Genomic DNA, 14,705 nt, shown 5'->3' with positions numbered 1-14,705 from the left:
CGACGGTGCTGTATGAGTCAGCGGATGCCTAGCCCTTCGACGACTGTTCCGTCTGGTACACATCCGGGATGCCGTCGCTGTCGCTGTCGATGGCTTCCTTCTCGGCAATGCGACCGTAGTGACGGTTGCGGGAGCGCAGGATCGCGGTGGCCAGCAGGGCGGCGAGCAGCGAACCGACCAGGATGGCGACCTTGGCGTGATCGTCGTGCGGGCTGCCCTGGCCGAAAGCGAGCTCGCTGATCAGCAGTGACACGGTGAAGCCGACGCCGGCCAGCAGGGACACGCCGATGACGTCGATCCAGGCCAGGTCGGGGTCGAGGGTTGCCTTGGTGGTCTTGGTCACGATGAAGGTGGCCAGCAACACCCCGATCGGCTTGCCGACCACGAGAGCGACGACGATGCCGACAGCTACCGGGTCGGTGATGGCCTGGTACAGACCCTCGGCGCCGCCGAGGGTGACGCCGGCGGAGAAGAACGCGAACACCGGAATCGCGAAACCGCTCGACAGCGGGCGAATGCGGTGCTCGAGCACCTCGGCCAGACCGGGCCCGGCGTCGGGGCCGCCGCCGCGCTTGCTGCGCAAGACCGGCACCGCGAAACCGAGGAGTACGCCAGCGACGGTCGCGTGTACGCCGGAACCGTGCACGAGCGCCCAGACGATAAAGCCGAGCGGCAGCAAAATGACCCAGGCTGCCCACGCCTTGTTCTTGAAGAAGTAGGAGAACCGGTGGGTGATTACCCAGAACAGGGCGAGGGGCACGATGGCGAGCAGCAGCAGCGGAACATTCATGTCCGTCGTGTAGAAGAAAGCGATGATGGCGATGGCGAGCAGGTCGTCAACGACAGCGAGGGTCAGCAGAAAGATGCGCAGCGCGGCCGGCAGCTTCGACCCGATCACGGCGAGCACGGCGAGGGCGAAGGCGATGTCGGTCGCGGTGGGAATCGCCCAGCCGCGCAGCGTCTCAGCCCCGGTTTCGAGGTTGATCAGCACATAGATGAGCGCGGGAATGATCACTCCGCCGACGGCGGCCGCCACCGGAACGATGGCCCGGCTCACGCTCCGCAGGTCACCAGCGACGAATTCGCGTTTGAGTTCGAGTCCGGCGAGGAAGAAGAAGATGGCGAGAAACCCGTCGGCCGCCCAGGCGCCGAGGCTCAGCTCGAGGTGCCAGGGGGCGTAGCCGATCTTGTAGTCGCGAAAGGCGTAGTAGGCGTCGGAGAAGCCGGAGTTGGCCATGATCAGCGCGGCCACGGTCGCGGCGAGCAGAATGGCTCCTCCGACGGTTTCCTTGCGCAGAATGCGCGAGATGCGGACAAACTCGTTGTGGCTGCCGCGGCGAAGCACGGTGGCGGTCGACGGGGTGGCCTTCGAAGCTGGGAGGTTGGATGGTTCGGTCATTAAAATTCCTCTGGTCTTTCGGGCGCGAACATACATGTGCCGACCAGACTTCCCGGCTCACCGTCGACCAGAATACACGACGTACCTGAGCGATCATCGGTGGCCCGCCTACGATGGAGGGACGATGGAACCGATCCAGGAGTGCCGACCATGACCAACCCCGTGTTTTCCTCCGGCTCCGTGTCCGGCGCTGTGTCCGGTGCCAACGCTACCCGACCGACGCCGCCGGCCGACGAAAATGACCGGGATGCGGCATCCGCTCGGCAGACAACGATGCAACCCAGCCCTCTCGACACCCTGATCGTCACCGTCGCGCGGCTGCGCGGGCCCGGCGGCTGCGCGTGGGACGCCGACCAGACCCACGCCTCGCTGGTGCGGCACCTGGTCGAAGAGACGCACGAGCTGATCGAGGCGATCGAGGACGGCAGCCGCGACGACCTGCTCGAGGAACTCGGCGATGTGCTCTATCAGGTGCTGTTCCACGCCGACCTGGCCGCGCACACGCCGGAGGAGAACTTCGACATTCAGGATGTCGCTGCCCGCCTGACGGAGAAAATGGTCGGGCGACACCCGCACGTGTTCGGCGATGTCACCCTCGACACTGCGGCGGAGGTCTCGGCTGCCTGGGACGGTTTTAAAGCCGCGGAGAAGCCGGGCCGCACCAGCGTGCTCGACGGAATTCCGGGTGGTATGCCGGCCCTCGCCCTCGCCGACAAGGTGCTGGGTCGGGCCGAAAAGATCGGCCTGATCGAAGCGGATGCCGGCTTCCCGCTTCCGATTGAATCCGAAGCCGATCTGGGCCCGCTGCTGCTGGCGATCGTGGCATCCGCTCGGGCCCAGGGCCTTGACGCCGAGCGCGCGCTGCGCGCCGCCGTGCGCGACCTGCAGGGCGAGATTCGCGGAGCCGAGGGAGTCCAGGCGCCCGGCGCTCCGCTGGACGAGTCCTTCGACGCTGGAATAATCGCTCTCCCCTCCTAACGCGGATCAGAACAGAGGGTTAGGCGATGCGGCTGTCGGCGGGGAGATGCGTTGCCGGGGTGCGGGTGCGTCGCCACGCCCAGAGCAGGGCGCCCGCGCCGATCAGCAGGTGCATGGCGAGGCCGATGAACCAGCTCGGCACCGCGCCGTCGTAGGTCTGCTGTGCGGTCGGCCCCCGGTCGAAGGCCTCACCGGAAAAGGCGCCACTGTCGCTGAAGCTGCTCTGGGCGGCCTCGTCGCAGCCGTTGAACTCCGTGTACAACTCCGGCGGCGACTGGGCGCTGCGCACGCCGACGGCGATCTGGCCGAACAGGTCGGTCGGGTAGCCGGCGTCGTTGAAGCTGCCGGGGGCGGCATCCGCGACGACCACGTAGGGGTTCGCGGCGAGAATCCACCAGAAGTAGTCGAAGCGCGGCACGTTTTGGGTCGTCGTCTCGGCCGTGGAACAGACGATGTCCGACTGCTCGCCGGTGGCCTCGTCGAACGTCGACGACACCACGTAGTAGTTCACATTCGTCGCCTGCTGTTGGGTGGCGGTGCCGAGCAGCGCGAACGCGATGAGGGTGCCGAGGCTGAGTGCCGCGACGACCAGATAGGTCAGCACGATCGAAAACAGCGGCCGGGTCAGAATGCCGGAGAGTCCGACTCCGACGGCTGCAATGACGCCGAGCTCGGCCGCGAGCACGAGCACCGACACAGCGATGGTGCCGAACGAGACTTCGCCGAGCACGACCGCGAAGATGAGAAACGGCAGCGCCGCCGCGAGAAAGGCGAGGGCCGTGATCCAGGCGGCAAGAAACTTGCCGAGCACGAGTTGCCCGGTGCTGATCAGCGTGACCTGCGTCGTGGCGAGGGTGCCGGCATCCCGATCGCCGTTGATGGCATTGCCCGACAGCGCCGGAGAGACCAGCGTGCCGAGCAGCAGCACGAAGAAGATGATGGTGGAGAACACGCCGCCGCCGCCGGACAGCCAGGCCGAGGTCGCCAGCCAGAGCAGAAATGTGACCACGCCGACGAGCAGCATGAAGACGCCGAGCAATACGTACCACGAGGCTCCACGCACGCGCTGACGCAGTTCGAGGGTGACGATGAGCCAGAGCCCGGAGAAGAACACCCGTGAGTGGGTCATTTCGTCGCCTCCCCACCGGTCGACCGGGTGAGGTCCTGAAAGGTGTGTTCGAGGTTGCCGACGGCCGGTCCGAAATCGCAGACCGGAACCCCGCTCAGCACCAGATTGTGCAGCAGCGCCGCCGCCGAGGCCTCGTTCTCCACCTGCACCAAAGTGCCGAGCTGGTCGACGCCGCGCACAGTGACGAGCGCGCCGACCACTCCGGGAGTGGCGAGGGCACGTTCCAGCGCCACCTCATCCAGGGAACGGATGCGCCAGGATCTGGCACTCGCGCCCGCCGCGGCCACCTGCTCCGGGCTCGCCGTGCGTCCGGCGGCGAGGTACACCGCGGCATCCGCCATCTCGTCGAGTTCGGCGAGGACGTGACTCGACACCAAAATGGCGGTGCCGTCGCCGGCCAGGCGACGCAGCAGCTGGCGCAATGATGCGCGCGCGGCCGGGTCGAGACCGGACGCCGGTTCGTCGAGCAGCAGCACGCCCGGGGAGTGCACGAGCGCCCGCGCCAGGCTCAGGCGTTGTTTCTGACCGCGGGACAGTACCCGCGAGGGTCGATCGGCAAAATCACCGAGGTCGGTTAGCGCGATCAGTTCGTCGGCGCGCACGGCGGCCTGCTCGCGGGTCATTCGGTACATGCGCCCGGTGGTCTGCAGGGCGGCACGGGCGGAGAGGCTCGGCCAGGATCCCAGGGCGTCCGGCATCCAGCCCGTGACGGCGCGCACCCGTTCCGGTTCGGTGACCGGGTCGTGCCCGTTGATGCGGATACTGCCCGTCGACGGTGTGAGCAACGTGGCGAGCATGAGCAGCAGGGTCGTCTTGCCCGCGCCGTTCGGTCCGATCAACGCCGTCACCGACCCGGCCGGCACAACGAGCGACGCATCCACCACCGCCAGCACATTGCCAAATGACCGACTGACCCCGGTCACCGCGACGCCGCTCGACGCCACGTCCAATCCGCCGGAAAAAGTCGCGACCGACATTCACACCCCCACTTGTTTCCCCGAGTCTAGGGCGCGGCCATTTTCAGGGGCGGGCGGTGAATCGCGTACACGGCATGCTGAGAGAATTACTCCATGGCTATTGCAGTGACCCCGCCGCGCGGCATGCGCGATTTTCTCCCCGCCGACAAGGCCCTCCGCGAACGCTCGCTCGGCATTATTCGCGAGAGTTTTCGTGCGCACGGCTTCGACGAGATCGAAACCCCGGTCATGGAAGACTCCGCCCGCCTGCACTCCGGGCTCGGCGGCGACAACGAGAAACTCGCCTTCGCGGTGCTCAAGCGCGGGCTCAGCCCAGCGGATGTTGCGGCGGCGGCCGAGCAGGATGACCTTCTGTCGCTGGCCGACCTGGGCCTGCGGTTCGACCTGACGGTGCCGCTCGCCCGGTTTTACGCCACTCACCGTGCGAGCTTGCCGACCGTGTTCCGGTCGATTCAGATCGCACCGGTCTGGCGCGCCGAACGGCCGCAGAAGGGCCGCTACCGCCAGTTCATGCAGTGCGACATCGACATCATCGGTGAGGCCGGCGCGCTCGCCGAGATCGAACTGATCACCGCCACGGCCGCGACGCTCGATCGGCTCGGCCTCGAGGGCTGCTCCATTCGCATCAATGACCGCCGCATCCTCAGCGCCCTGCTCGCCCACTGGGGCGTCGCCGCCGCGCTGACCGAGCGGGCGCTGATCGTGATCGACAAGCTCGACAAGATCGGCGTCGACGGTGTCGCGGCCGAACTCGGTGCCCTCGGCATCGATGCGCCGGGCCTCGCCGCGTTGCTCACCGAGCTCGGCGCCGGCGGCTGGGCCCTGGGCGACGGCTTGTTCGACGGCGCTGCGCCGGCTTGGCTCGACCCGAAAGCCTTCGCCGACCTCGCCGCCCTGCGCGCCGCCCTCCCCGGCGTCGACCTGGTCTTCGACCCCACCCTGGTGCGCGGCATGGGCTATTACACCGGCACCATCTTCGAGATCTCGCACCCCGCCCTCGGCTATTCCCTCGGCGGCGGTGGCCGCTATGACGGCATGATCGGCCGGTTTCTCGGCACCGAGGTGCCCGCCTGCGGATTCTCGATCGGCTTTGAACGCATCGTCGACCTGCTTGAAGCGGATGCCGCATCCGCTGATCTGGCGGTCGTGCTCGTGCACGACAAAGAGGCCGATCCGGCCCGACTGGTCGCTCTCAAGCGCGACCTGGTCGCCGACGGCCTGCGTGTCCGCCTCGAACGCCGCACCAAGAACCTCAAGGCGCTGCTCGACCGGGCCGGCGAGGCCGGCTACGGGAGGTTCGCGTTCGTGACCGCCGAGACTCAGACGGCCGGCGACCTCGACTTCAAACCGCTCGGCGTCTGACCAGGCCACCCGCGCCCGACCAGGCAGCTCTGCGGTTCGGCGAACGGCCGACGGGTTTGGTTAGACTGAATTCGCCTGGGCTGCGTTCATTAAAAGCGTCCGGCACACCCCTACCTTTATTCCGACCAGTACCCCGGCGCCCGACCAGGCGTCAATCCCGACAAAACAGGAGACAGTTGTGGCCCTAATTGAGGCAGTAGACGCACGCGAAATTCTCGACTCGCGAGGCAACCCGACCATCGAAGTCGAGGTTTTGCTCGGCGATGGAACGGTCAGTCGTGCCGCGGTGCCGTCCGGCGCGTCCACCGGCGTGTTCGAGGCTTATGAGCTGCGCGACGGCGACAAGGCCCGTTACCAGGGCAAGGGCGTGCTCAAGGCCGTCGAAGCCGTCATCGACGACCTCGGCCCCGCGGTCGAAGACATCGACGCGACCGACCAGCGCATCGTCGACCTCGTTCTGATCGAAGCCGACGGTACCGACAACAAGGAGCGCCTCGGCGCCAACGCCATCCTCGGCGTCAGCCTCGCCGTGGCCAAGGCCGCCGCGAGCTCGGCCGGACTGCCGTTGTTCCGCTACCTCGGCGGCCCGAACGCGCACACCCTCCCGGTGCCACTCATGAACATCATCAACGGTGGATCGCACGCCGACAACGATGTGGACATCCAGGAATTCATGATCGTTCCGCTCGGTGCTGAGTCGTTCAGCGAGGCCCTGCGCTGGGGCGTCGAGACCTACCACTCGCTCAAGGCCCTGCTGCAGTCCAAGGGCCTTTCCACCGGCCTCGGCGACGAGGGCGGTTTCGCCCCCAACCTGCCCAGCAACCGGGCAGCGCTCGACCTCATCGTCGAAGCGATCGAAAACGCCGGTTACGTTCCCGGCAAGGACATCGCCCTCGCCCTCGACGTCGCTGCGAGCGAATTCTTCAAGGACGGCAGCTACAACTTCGAGGGCAAGAAGCTTTCGGCCGAAGAGATGAGCGCCTACTACGCTGAGCTCGTCACCGACTACCCGCTCGTTTCGCTCGAAGACCCGCTCGAAGAAGACGATTGGGACGGCTACGTGCACCTCACGGCTGCGCTCGGCGACAAGGTGCAGATCGTCGGAGACGACCTGTTCGTGACCAACCCGGTGCGACTGGCCAAGGGCCTTTCCCTCGCGGCTGCGAACTCCATTCTGGTCAAGGTCAACCAGATCGGCACCCTGACCGAGACAATGGATGCCGTCTCCCTCGCCCAGCGCGCCGGTTACACCGCGATCATCTCGCACCGCTCCGGCGAGACCGAGGACACCTTCATCGCCGACCTCGCCGTCGCAACGGATGCCGGCCAGATCAAGACCGGCGCCCCCGCCCGCAGCGAACGCGTCGCAAAGTACAACCAGCTGCTGCGCATCGAAGAGGAACTCGGCGAGGCCGCGGTCTACGCTGGTCGCACCGCGTTCCCCCGCTTCACCGCGTAGTAGGCACTCAGCAGCAATAGCATCATCGGGCCCTCGACCACCGATATTTCGGTTGGTCGGGGGCCCACAGCTTTCCCTTGGTACCATTTTTTACTGACAGACACGACCGACCAGCGAAAGGAGTTGTGATGGCGCCGAAGCGACCTCAGCAGACGCCGTCCCAGCCCCAGCCGGCGCAGTCCAAGTCGGGCAAGCGCCCGCAGGCCCAGCGGCAAACAGCCCACCGTCAACCACTACAGCGTGAACCAGCCCAGCGGCCACCCATGGTCTCGGAGACGGAAACGCCCGCCGGCGGCTGGCTGCGCGGCATCCGCTTTTCGGGATTCTCGTTGGTGATGATGGTGATTCTGGTGCTCGCCGTGGTGATTCTCGCGCCGAGCCTGCGTACCTACGCCGAGCAGCGGCAGCAGATCAGCCAGTTGAGCAGGGCCGTCGCCGATCAACAAGACGAGGTCGACCGCCTCACCAGCCAGCGTGAACGCTGGAACGACCGCACCTACGTCACAACGCAGGCACGCGAGCGGTTGTTCTACGTACTGCCCGGCGACATCAGCTTTCTCGTCATCAACGATTTACCGGTCGTCGCCCCGCTTGAAGCGGATGCCGCGCCGGTGAGTACCAATATCCAAAGCACCAAGATTGATTGGCTGGGTTCCTTGTTCGCCTCCACCATGACCGCCGGCCTCGCCCCGCAAGCCGGAGCACCCGCGACATTAACACCGGCGACACCGGAAACGGTGGCGCCGTGACCCGGCCGCCGTTCGACCCGTTCACCGCGGCCGACATCGACCTCGTCTCGGCCCAGCTCGGACGACCGGCCCGCAACGTCGTCGGCATCGCCGCCCGCTGCGTCTGCGGCGCGCCGACCGTCGTGGCGACCGCACCGCGGCTCGCCGACGGCACCCCGTTCCCCACGCTGTATTACCTCTGCCACCCCGCGGCCACCGCAGCGATCTCCTCCCTCGAAGCCACCCAGGTCATGAACGAGTACAACGACCTGCTCGCCGACGATGCGGACGTGCGCGCGGCCTACCAGGCTGCCCACGAGAGCTTTCTGTTCGACCGCGACCAGCTCGGAAGCGTGCCGGAAATCGCTGGCATCTCCTCCGGCGGCATGCCGAACCGGGTGAAATGCCTGCACGCCCTGGCCGCCCACTCGCTGGCGGCCGGACCCGGCGTTAATCCGGTCGGCGACCTCGCGCTGGAACGCGCCACCTGGTCGCCCACGGTCTGCGAGTGTCTGGACTACTCTGCGGCGCCGATCGACGAATCCGGGGCGGCCCTGGCGTGACCGCGACTACGCACCGGGTCAGCGCTCGTCGGGTCAGCGCGGGCGTCGGGCTCGCGCTGGCCACGGCGCTGTTCGGCGGTACCGTGGCCGGTTCCGTCGTGCTCGACGCGCCCGCCGCGCACGCCGATCAGATTCGCGACCTGCAGTATTGGCTCGCCGATTATGGCTTCACCGAAGCGTGGAACACCACGCGCGGCGCCGGCGTCACGGTCGCGGTCATCGACTCTGGAGTCAACGGCAACGTGGCCGAGCTGACCGGCGCGGTCATCGGGGGAACGGATGTCTCCGGGCTCGGCTCCGCAAACGGTCAAACCCCGGTCGCCGGCGATGATGATGAGGGCGAGCATGGCACCCTGGTCGCCTCGCTTCTGGCCGGACGCGGCACTGGCGACGGTACTGGCCTGATCGGCGTGGCGCCTGAGGCATCCATTTTGGCGGTGTCGGTCGGGTTTGGCAGCAGTCGTTCTGCCGTGAGCAACGACGACCAGATCGCGCAGGGCATCCGTTGGGCCGTCGACAATGGGGCGGACGTCATCAATATGTCCCTCACCCGCAATACGTTGTACTGGCCGGAGAGCTGGGATGACGCATTTCTCTATGCCTTCGAAAATGATGTCGTCGTTGTGGCCGCCGCCGGCAACCGGGGGAGCGGAACCACCGAAGTCGGGGCTCCCGCGACGATTCCCGGCGTGCTGACGGTCGCCGGCGTTGACCGCGAAAAATCGGCGAGCTTCGATGCCTCCTCGCAAGGCATCACCATTGCCGTCGCTGCGCCGAGCGAGAAGCTCGTCGGGGTGACGCCCGATTCGACCTATGTACAGTGGGACGGCACGAGTGCCGCGACGCCGATCGTGTCCGGGCTCGTTGCCCTGGTGCGGGCGGCCTATCCGACGCTCGACGCTGCGGGAGTCATGAACCGGGTCATCGCGACCGCGAACGCCAACGGGCGGAGCGTGCCGAGCCCAATCTATGGCAACGGCCTGATCGATGCCGCTGCCGCAGTCACCCGCTATGTCGCTCCGGCGACAGAGGCCACTCCGAGCGAGTTGCTCACGGAGTGGATCACGCTGCACCGGCGGGCTCAGATTGACGTGGTTCCGACCGAGACTCCCGTTGCGGAGGCTCCGGCTGCGGTCGATGAAGACCCGGCGCTGCCGGTGCAGAATGTGCTCACGGCGTGGCTCCCGAACCAGCTGACACTGACCTATATCAGTCTGCCGCTCGCTGTACTCGTAGGGTTTGGTATCCTAGTAACGCTGGTGGGCATTGGGGCCACTCGGTACATCAAGCGAATTCGGCGCAACCCCAAAGATTTCGCACAATCATAATCCTGTAGGAGGCCTTCTCATCGTGCCCAAAATTCTCATTGTTGGTGGCGGCTACGCCGGTTTTTACACGGCGTGGAAGCTCGAGAAGTGGCTACGATCCGGTGAAGCCGAGGTCACCATGGTCGACCCGCTGCCCTACATGACGTACCAGCCCTTCCTGCCGGAGGTCGCTGCCGGATCCATCGAACCGCGTCACGCGGTCGTGTCGCACCGTCGCCACCTCAAGAAGACCAACGTCATCTCCGCCAAGGTCACGTACGTGAACCACGCCGAGAAGACCGCCACGATCGCCCCGCCGACCGGCGAGCCGTACGAGTTCAAGTACGACATTATCGTCGTCACCGCCGGTGCGGTGTCGCGCACGTTCCCGATTCCGGGCGTCGCCGACCAGGCCATCGGACTCAAGACCATCGAAGAAGCCGTCGCCATTCGCGACCGAGTTTTGACCAACTTCGACACGGCGGCAGCCCTTCCGGCCGGCCCCGAGCGTGAGCGCCTGCTCACGTTCGTTGTGGTCGGTGGCGGTTTCGCCGGCATCGAGGTGTTTGCCGAGCTGCGCTCGTTCGCGACCTCGCTGCTCACCCTGTACCCCGAGATCAGCTTCGAGGACACCAACTTTCACCTCATCGAAGCCATGGGCCGCATCATGCCCGAGGTCTCGCTCAAGACAAGCCTCTGGGTCATCGACAACCTCGCCGGTCGCGGCGCCCAGATTCACCTCGACACCCAGCTGACCAGCGCGGTCGACGGAAAGATCGAGCTCTCCACCGGAGAGACCTTCGAAACCGACCTCATCGTCTGGACCGCCGGCGTCATGGCCAACCCGACGATCGTGCGCCACACCGACCTTCCCATCGAAGAGCGCGGTCGCCTGCAGGTTCGTGCCGACCTGCGCGTCGGAACCGAAGACGACATCATCGCCGATGCCTGGGGCGCCGGCGATGTGAGCTGTGTCCCCGACCTGAGTGGTGGCGGCGTCGGCGGCAACTGCGTGCCGAACGCCCAGCACGCTGTGCGCCAGGGCAAGCTGCTCGCCAAGAACATCGTTGCCGTGCTGCGCGACGAGGCACCGGTGCAGTACTTCCACAAGAACATGGGCGCCGTTGCCGGCCTTGGCGTTGGAGTCGGTGTCTTCCAGAGCGGCAACCTGGCTATCACGGGCATGCCGGCCTGGTTCGCGCACCGTGGCTACCACGGCCTCGCCATGCCGAGCTGGGAACGCAAGCTGCGCGTCGTCTGGGGCTGGGTCAACAACGTTTTCCTCGGCCGCGACGTGGTGTCGTTGAGTGCCACCGAGAACCCGCGTGCCGTGTTCGAAGAGTTCGTTTCGCGTCCCAAGCCGCCGGCACCTGCTGCAGCGCCCGCTGCAGCCCCCGCGGCCAAGGCTCCGGCGGCCCCGCGTGCGCCCCGTGCGCCGCGCAAGCCCACGGTCAAGGCTGCTGCAGCCGAGGCTGCTTCGGCCACCACGGCACCCGCTGCGCAGAAGGCGGCCGCCGAGGCATCCGCTTCAAAGTAGCTGTTTCGATAGGTGCTGCCGGGCGATCGCATCGCTCGGCAGCACCTATGCTTGATCCGCCCGTTACCGGGCACGCCCCCATAGCCCAATTGGCAGAGGCAGACGACTTAAAATCGTCACAGTCTGGGTTCAAGTCCCAGTGGGGGCACCGCAAATATATCTACGCTGATCTCGGTTTTAAGTTGGTGACGGGTGCGTCAGGTGCCCCGTTTGCCCACACTTGAAATCATCCGGGCCTGATCGCGGGCCACTGCGACGCTGTCCAGATCGTCGTCGAAGAGGTCCGCGTACACGTCGAGGGTCATCGCGGCCGAGGCGTGGCCGAGCATCCGCTGCAGCGCTTTGACGTTCGCGCCGGCGGACACGGCCAGGCTCGCGGCGGTGAGCCGGAGGTCGTGGGGCTTGACGCGTGGGAAGGTCGGATCGACCTCCCGGGCACGTTTGAGGGCGTAGACCAGCCAGCCGTCCCGAGTCGACGGCGTGCGCTGGTGAGATAGCCCGTTGCCGAACAGGATCTGGTCGGGGGTCTTATCGGCGCAGAGCAGTGCCAACTGACCATCACGCTGGACCCGATGCCCACCCAACGCGAAACCGCCGCTGTCAGCGAGCTCTGCTCGAGTCTCACAGAAACTCAGACTCGCTATCCGGGCACCGACCTAATCCTGCGATACGCCATCAAAGAACGGCTCTGAGTTACGACAGAATAAATCGACCTAAGACGTCCATGTCAGGACCCCTGAAGTCGTGGCAGCGGTACCAGAAGATCGTGACCAACCACGGCTACCGCCTCGTGCACGAAAACGTCGACCGGGTCGCGTACTTCTGCACTTCCGACGCCCATCGCGCCATCACCCGCGAAGCGGACAGACGGCTCGTCCGCACCGAACACCCACGGTTGGTCTCGTACCCCTGCCTCGACGCCCGCGGCATCTGGATCGGCCCCAACCCTGACCCTGGCGACCACGCCGTCCAGCGCGAGGCAGCGACGCAGCTCGACGGTCCCGAAGCCCCGGGCAAGGAATTAGCAGCGATATTTCTGCCCCGGTTAGCCTCCCTTCACCGGGCATTTTCTCGGGCGGGGCTTACGGGAATGAAGGTCCTAGCCTTCATATGGCCCTCCGCGGAACACGACCGCGGGTTGTTCCGTCCTGGTCGAGGTCGGCCTTAGGGGCATGCGGATGCGCGCCTGGTTTGGCATGTGGAGTTGAGCGCCTTGTGGCGGCGTTGGTGACTGCTCGGTGCCGCACTGCGCCCCTGACTGGCCCCTGCTCTGTGATCAGTCGACTGCAGAAGTGCCGGCGGCCACGTCCTCGTGTGGGGGTAAGCCTGAACCGGCCGGACTCGAGTCGGTCGAGGGAGCTGTGACCGAGGCGATGGCGACGCCGACGAGCGCGACTGCGCCGCCGAGTGCGGTCATCGCGTCGAATGGTTCGCCAAGTACCAGGGCGAAGAGATAGCCGAGTGCCGGAATTGCTGCGGTGAGCACGCCGGTGGCTGCAGCGGGAAGGCGTTCAGCGCCGAAGTTGAAAAGCACGAGAGTCGGCGCGGTGATTACGACACCGAGGACCAACAGACCCCCGAGACCTCCCCATCCGCTCGGGATGGCGGCCGCGCCGACCGCCATCTCTGCGACGAGCCAGGGGAGCATGATCGCCGTTCCCCACACGGCGGTCGCCGTCGCCAGCACGAGCGGATCAACGGACTCGGCCGTCTGTCGGCCGCCGGCCGCCCGTTCTCGGGGCTCGGCGAGGACACCCTTACGGAGAAGCACTGTATAGAGTGAGTAGCTGGCCAAGCCGATAAGGCAGAGCAGCACGCCGCTATCCACAGTGAGGCCCGCACCCGCCACGATGACGACGCCCGCGGTCGCGAGCACGAGTCCGACAATCGTGCGGGGAGGCAGGCGCTCCTTCAGGATGAACAGACCGAGCAGGGCGGTCAGTGCAGGGAGCGCCGCGTTGCTGAGAGCGGCCGTGCCAGGAGTAGTGAACTCAAGACCGATGTTGGTCAGCGAGTAATAAATCGCAACCCCCAGGAGCCCGAGCAAAATCGTTCGCGGATCGCGGAGGGTACGCGCGAAAAGCGGCCGACGTGCGGCGAGGGGCACGAGAACGATCAGGCCGATCGCGAACCGGCCGACCGAGAGCACGGCGGGTGACGCCGTTTTCAAAACCTCACTGCTGATTCCAAAGCTCGTCGACCACAACACCACGGCGATTCCGACGGCCATTAAGGGAAGTCGTCGATGAAGTGCGGTGTTGACCATGCTCGCATTCTATTTCCGAGCCTCGAGCCGACCTGACACCCATGATTTCAGTTCGATCATGAGCAGCAGACCGAACACCCGGTGGACCCGCGCACCAGGAAGGGCTATTCTCGTGTGCCATACGAGCCATCTGCCGACCAAGGGTGTCGTCCCGCAGGGGGTTCCCCTGCGGGAGGGCGGAAAACAGGAGTGGGTGGTACCCGCGATCGCATGCGCGGGAGGCCACCTGTGTCAGTTCGTCTCTGCTTCCTCCGGAGGAGCGACTGGTGATACGACGGGAGGCAACTCGATATCTGCAAGGATCCGGCCGACGGCACGCCACTTTTCTGCCGAGGCGGCATCGAGCGGGTGCTCAGGAGTATCGTCCAGGTCTTTCAACTCTGGACCAAGGATCGCGCTGGCGATCTTTGTGATGACTTCGCGCAACGACTCGGTACGCATATAAGCACCGATGTACTCGCCGTTCGGTACGGGCGCGAGTTCCGTCGTATAGGCGCTCACAAAACAGTCCGCAGCTTCAGCACGTAGGTAGGGGCTCTCCAAAGTCTGGTACCAGCGGCGAAGGAAAACATCACAGGGCGCCTCGTCATGAAGGTGCCGTTCGTCGTCACGAAAAATACGGTTACGGATCTCATCCGGGTTGAGCTGGTTCGCGAGTTCGATCGCCTGATCCATATTTCCTTGCTAGATCAGGTCGGCAAGTTCAGGGCTCGTCTTTTGATCCATTCGTTGCTGAAGTTGCCTCCGAAATCGGCGCGGGCGACTGTGGTCTGCCCATGCGGAGCCCAGGCGAAGTCGCCATTCCTCTCTGGCCTTGACGACGTCCGTAGTTGCCGAGATGACCAATGCGGTGACGGCGATCACGTCAAGTGCGGTGGTGATGGGCGATCGTTTCATCTATTGCTCCCTCTTCAGATATCGCAGCACAGCACTGCTGTGCTGGTCAGGCGCGACTTTCGGACCCGGAACCCTGCCGCAGACCGTCGCGACAAGGGGCATC

At 65.8% G+C, this 14,705-nt stretch carries 14 protein-coding genes, 1 tRNA gene and 1 pseudogene; 9 read left to right on the top strand and 7 right to left on the bottom strand.

The features are described 5' to 3' along the window. Window positions 1–28: 28 nt before the first annotated feature. Window positions 29–1,399, bottom strand: a complete 1,371-nt coding sequence (gene nhaA / locus E3O45_RS03030; protein WP_134441616.1) for a Na+/H+ antiporter NhaA — start codon at window positions 1,397–1,399, stop codon at window positions 29–31. 150 nt (window positions 1,400–1,549) lie between these two features. Between nhaA and E3O45_RS03025 the strand changes: the two genes are divergently transcribed. Next, window positions 1,550–2,377, top strand: coding sequence for a MazG family protein (locus E3O45_RS03025; protein ID WP_370449966.1), 828 nt, complete (start codon window positions 1,550–1,552; stop codon window positions 2,375–2,377). A 19-nt stretch (window positions 2,378–2,396) separates the two neighbouring features. On the opposite strand, the gene E3O45_RS03020 is transcribed toward E3O45_RS03025, so the two are convergent. Both E3O45_RS03020 and E3O45_RS03015 read right to left on the bottom strand, forming a co-directional pair. Further along, on the bottom strand, window positions 2,397–3,506 hold the full coding sequence (locus E3O45_RS03020; protein WP_241985194.1) for an ABC transporter permease: 1,110 nt from the start codon (window positions 3,504–3,506) through the stop codon (window positions 2,397–2,399). Further along, on the bottom strand, window positions 3,503–4,483 hold the full coding sequence (locus E3O45_RS03015) for an ABC transporter ATP-binding protein (RefSeq protein WP_241985193.1): 981 nt from the start codon (window positions 4,481–4,483) through the stop codon (window positions 3,503–3,505). Before E3O45_RS03015 ends, E3O45_RS03020 begins: the two co-directional genes overlap by 4 nt. 93 nt (window positions 4,484–4,576) lie before the next feature. Between E3O45_RS03015 and hisS the strand changes: the two genes are divergently transcribed. The 7 genes from hisS to E3O45_RS02980 all read left to right on the top strand — a co-directional run bounded on the left by hisS (window position 4,577) and on the right by E3O45_RS02980 (window position 11,587). After that, entirely contained in the window at window positions 4,577–5,845 is a 1,269-nt protein-coding gene (gene hisS / locus E3O45_RS03010; RefSeq protein WP_134441614.1) for a histidine--tRNA ligase, read from the top strand. Window positions 5,846–6,023: 178 nt separating this feature from the next. Beyond that, window positions 6,024–7,304: a phosphopyruvate hydratase gene (gene eno / locus E3O45_RS03005; RefSeq protein WP_092451665.1), complete on the top strand. Its 1,281-nt coding sequence runs from the start codon at window positions 6,024–6,026 to the stop codon at window positions 7,302–7,304. Window positions 7,305–7,567: 263 nt separating this feature from the next. After that, window positions 7,568–8,053 (top strand): septum formation initiator family protein, encoded by a 486-nt coding sequence (locus E3O45_RS03000; protein WP_092451667.1) that lies wholly within the window; start codon window positions 7,568–7,570, stop codon window positions 8,051–8,053. Continuing rightward, the gene (locus tag E3O45_RS02995) at window positions 8,050–8,595 is read left to right on the top strand and encodes a DUF501 domain-containing protein (RefSeq protein ID WP_134441613.1); all 546 of its coding nucleotides are present in this window, start codon (window positions 8,050–8,052) and stop codon (window positions 8,593–8,595) included. The genes E3O45_RS03000 and E3O45_RS02995 overlap by 4 nt, the downstream gene beginning before the upstream one ends. Then, window positions 8,592–9,923, top strand: coding sequence for a S8 family serine peptidase (locus E3O45_RS02990; protein WP_241985192.1), 1,332 nt, complete (start codon window positions 8,592–8,594; stop codon window positions 9,921–9,923). Before E3O45_RS02995 ends, E3O45_RS02990 begins: the two co-directional genes overlap by 4 nt. Before the next feature lie 22 nt (window positions 9,924–9,945). After that, entirely contained in the window at window positions 9,946–11,439 is a 1,494-nt protein-coding gene (locus tag E3O45_RS02985; RefSeq protein WP_134441611.1) for an NAD(P)/FAD-dependent oxidoreductase, read from the top strand. 74 nt (window positions 11,440–11,513) lie between these two features. Then, a tRNA-Leu gene (locus tag E3O45_RS02980) sits at window positions 11,514–11,587 on the top strand. 49 nt (window positions 11,588–11,636) lie between these two features. On the opposite strand, the pseudogene E3O45_RS17410 reads toward E3O45_RS02980, so the two are convergent. Further along, a pseudogene (locus tag E3O45_RS17410) lies at window positions 11,637–11,978 on the bottom strand (tyrosine-type recombinase/integrase); the annotation flags it as partial. Window positions 11,979–12,163: 185 nt separating this feature from the next. On the opposite strand from E3O45_RS17410, the gene E3O45_RS02970 reads away from it, so the two are divergent. Next, entirely contained in the window at window positions 12,164–12,607 is a 444-nt protein-coding gene (locus tag E3O45_RS02970) for a hypothetical protein (protein WP_134441607.1), read from the top strand. Window positions 12,608–12,715: 108 nt separating this feature from the next. On the opposite strand, the gene E3O45_RS02965 is transcribed toward E3O45_RS02970, so the two are convergent. The 3 genes from E3O45_RS02965 to E3O45_RS02955 form a co-directional block, all read right to left on the bottom strand. Further along, window positions 12,716–13,705 carry a DMT family transporter gene (locus tag E3O45_RS02965; protein ID WP_134441606.1) on the bottom strand — a complete coding sequence of 330 codons (990 nt, stop codon included), beginning with the start codon at window positions 13,703–13,705 and terminating at the stop codon, window positions 12,716–12,718. A gap of 231 nt (window positions 13,706–13,936) precedes the next feature. Then, on the bottom strand, window positions 13,937–14,380 hold the full coding sequence (locus E3O45_RS02960; RefSeq protein ID WP_134441604.1) for a hypothetical protein: 444 nt from the start codon (window positions 14,378–14,380) through the stop codon (window positions 13,937–13,939). 9 nt (window positions 14,381–14,389) lie between these two features. Continuing rightward, window positions 14,390–14,602 carry a hypothetical protein gene (locus E3O45_RS02955; protein WP_134441602.1) on the bottom strand — a complete coding sequence of 71 codons (213 nt, stop codon included), beginning with the start codon at window positions 14,600–14,602 and terminating at the stop codon, window positions 14,390–14,392. Window positions 14,603–14,705: the final 103 nt, after the last annotated feature.

This window comes from Cryobacterium sp. TMS1-20-1, assembly GCF_004402355.1.
GTDB lineage: Bacteria > Actinomycetota > Actinomycetes > Actinomycetales > Microbacteriaceae > Cryobacterium > Cryobacterium levicorallinum.
Note: the sequence above shows the minus strand (reverse complement) of the source record. Positions and strands in the feature narration are given on the sequence as shown.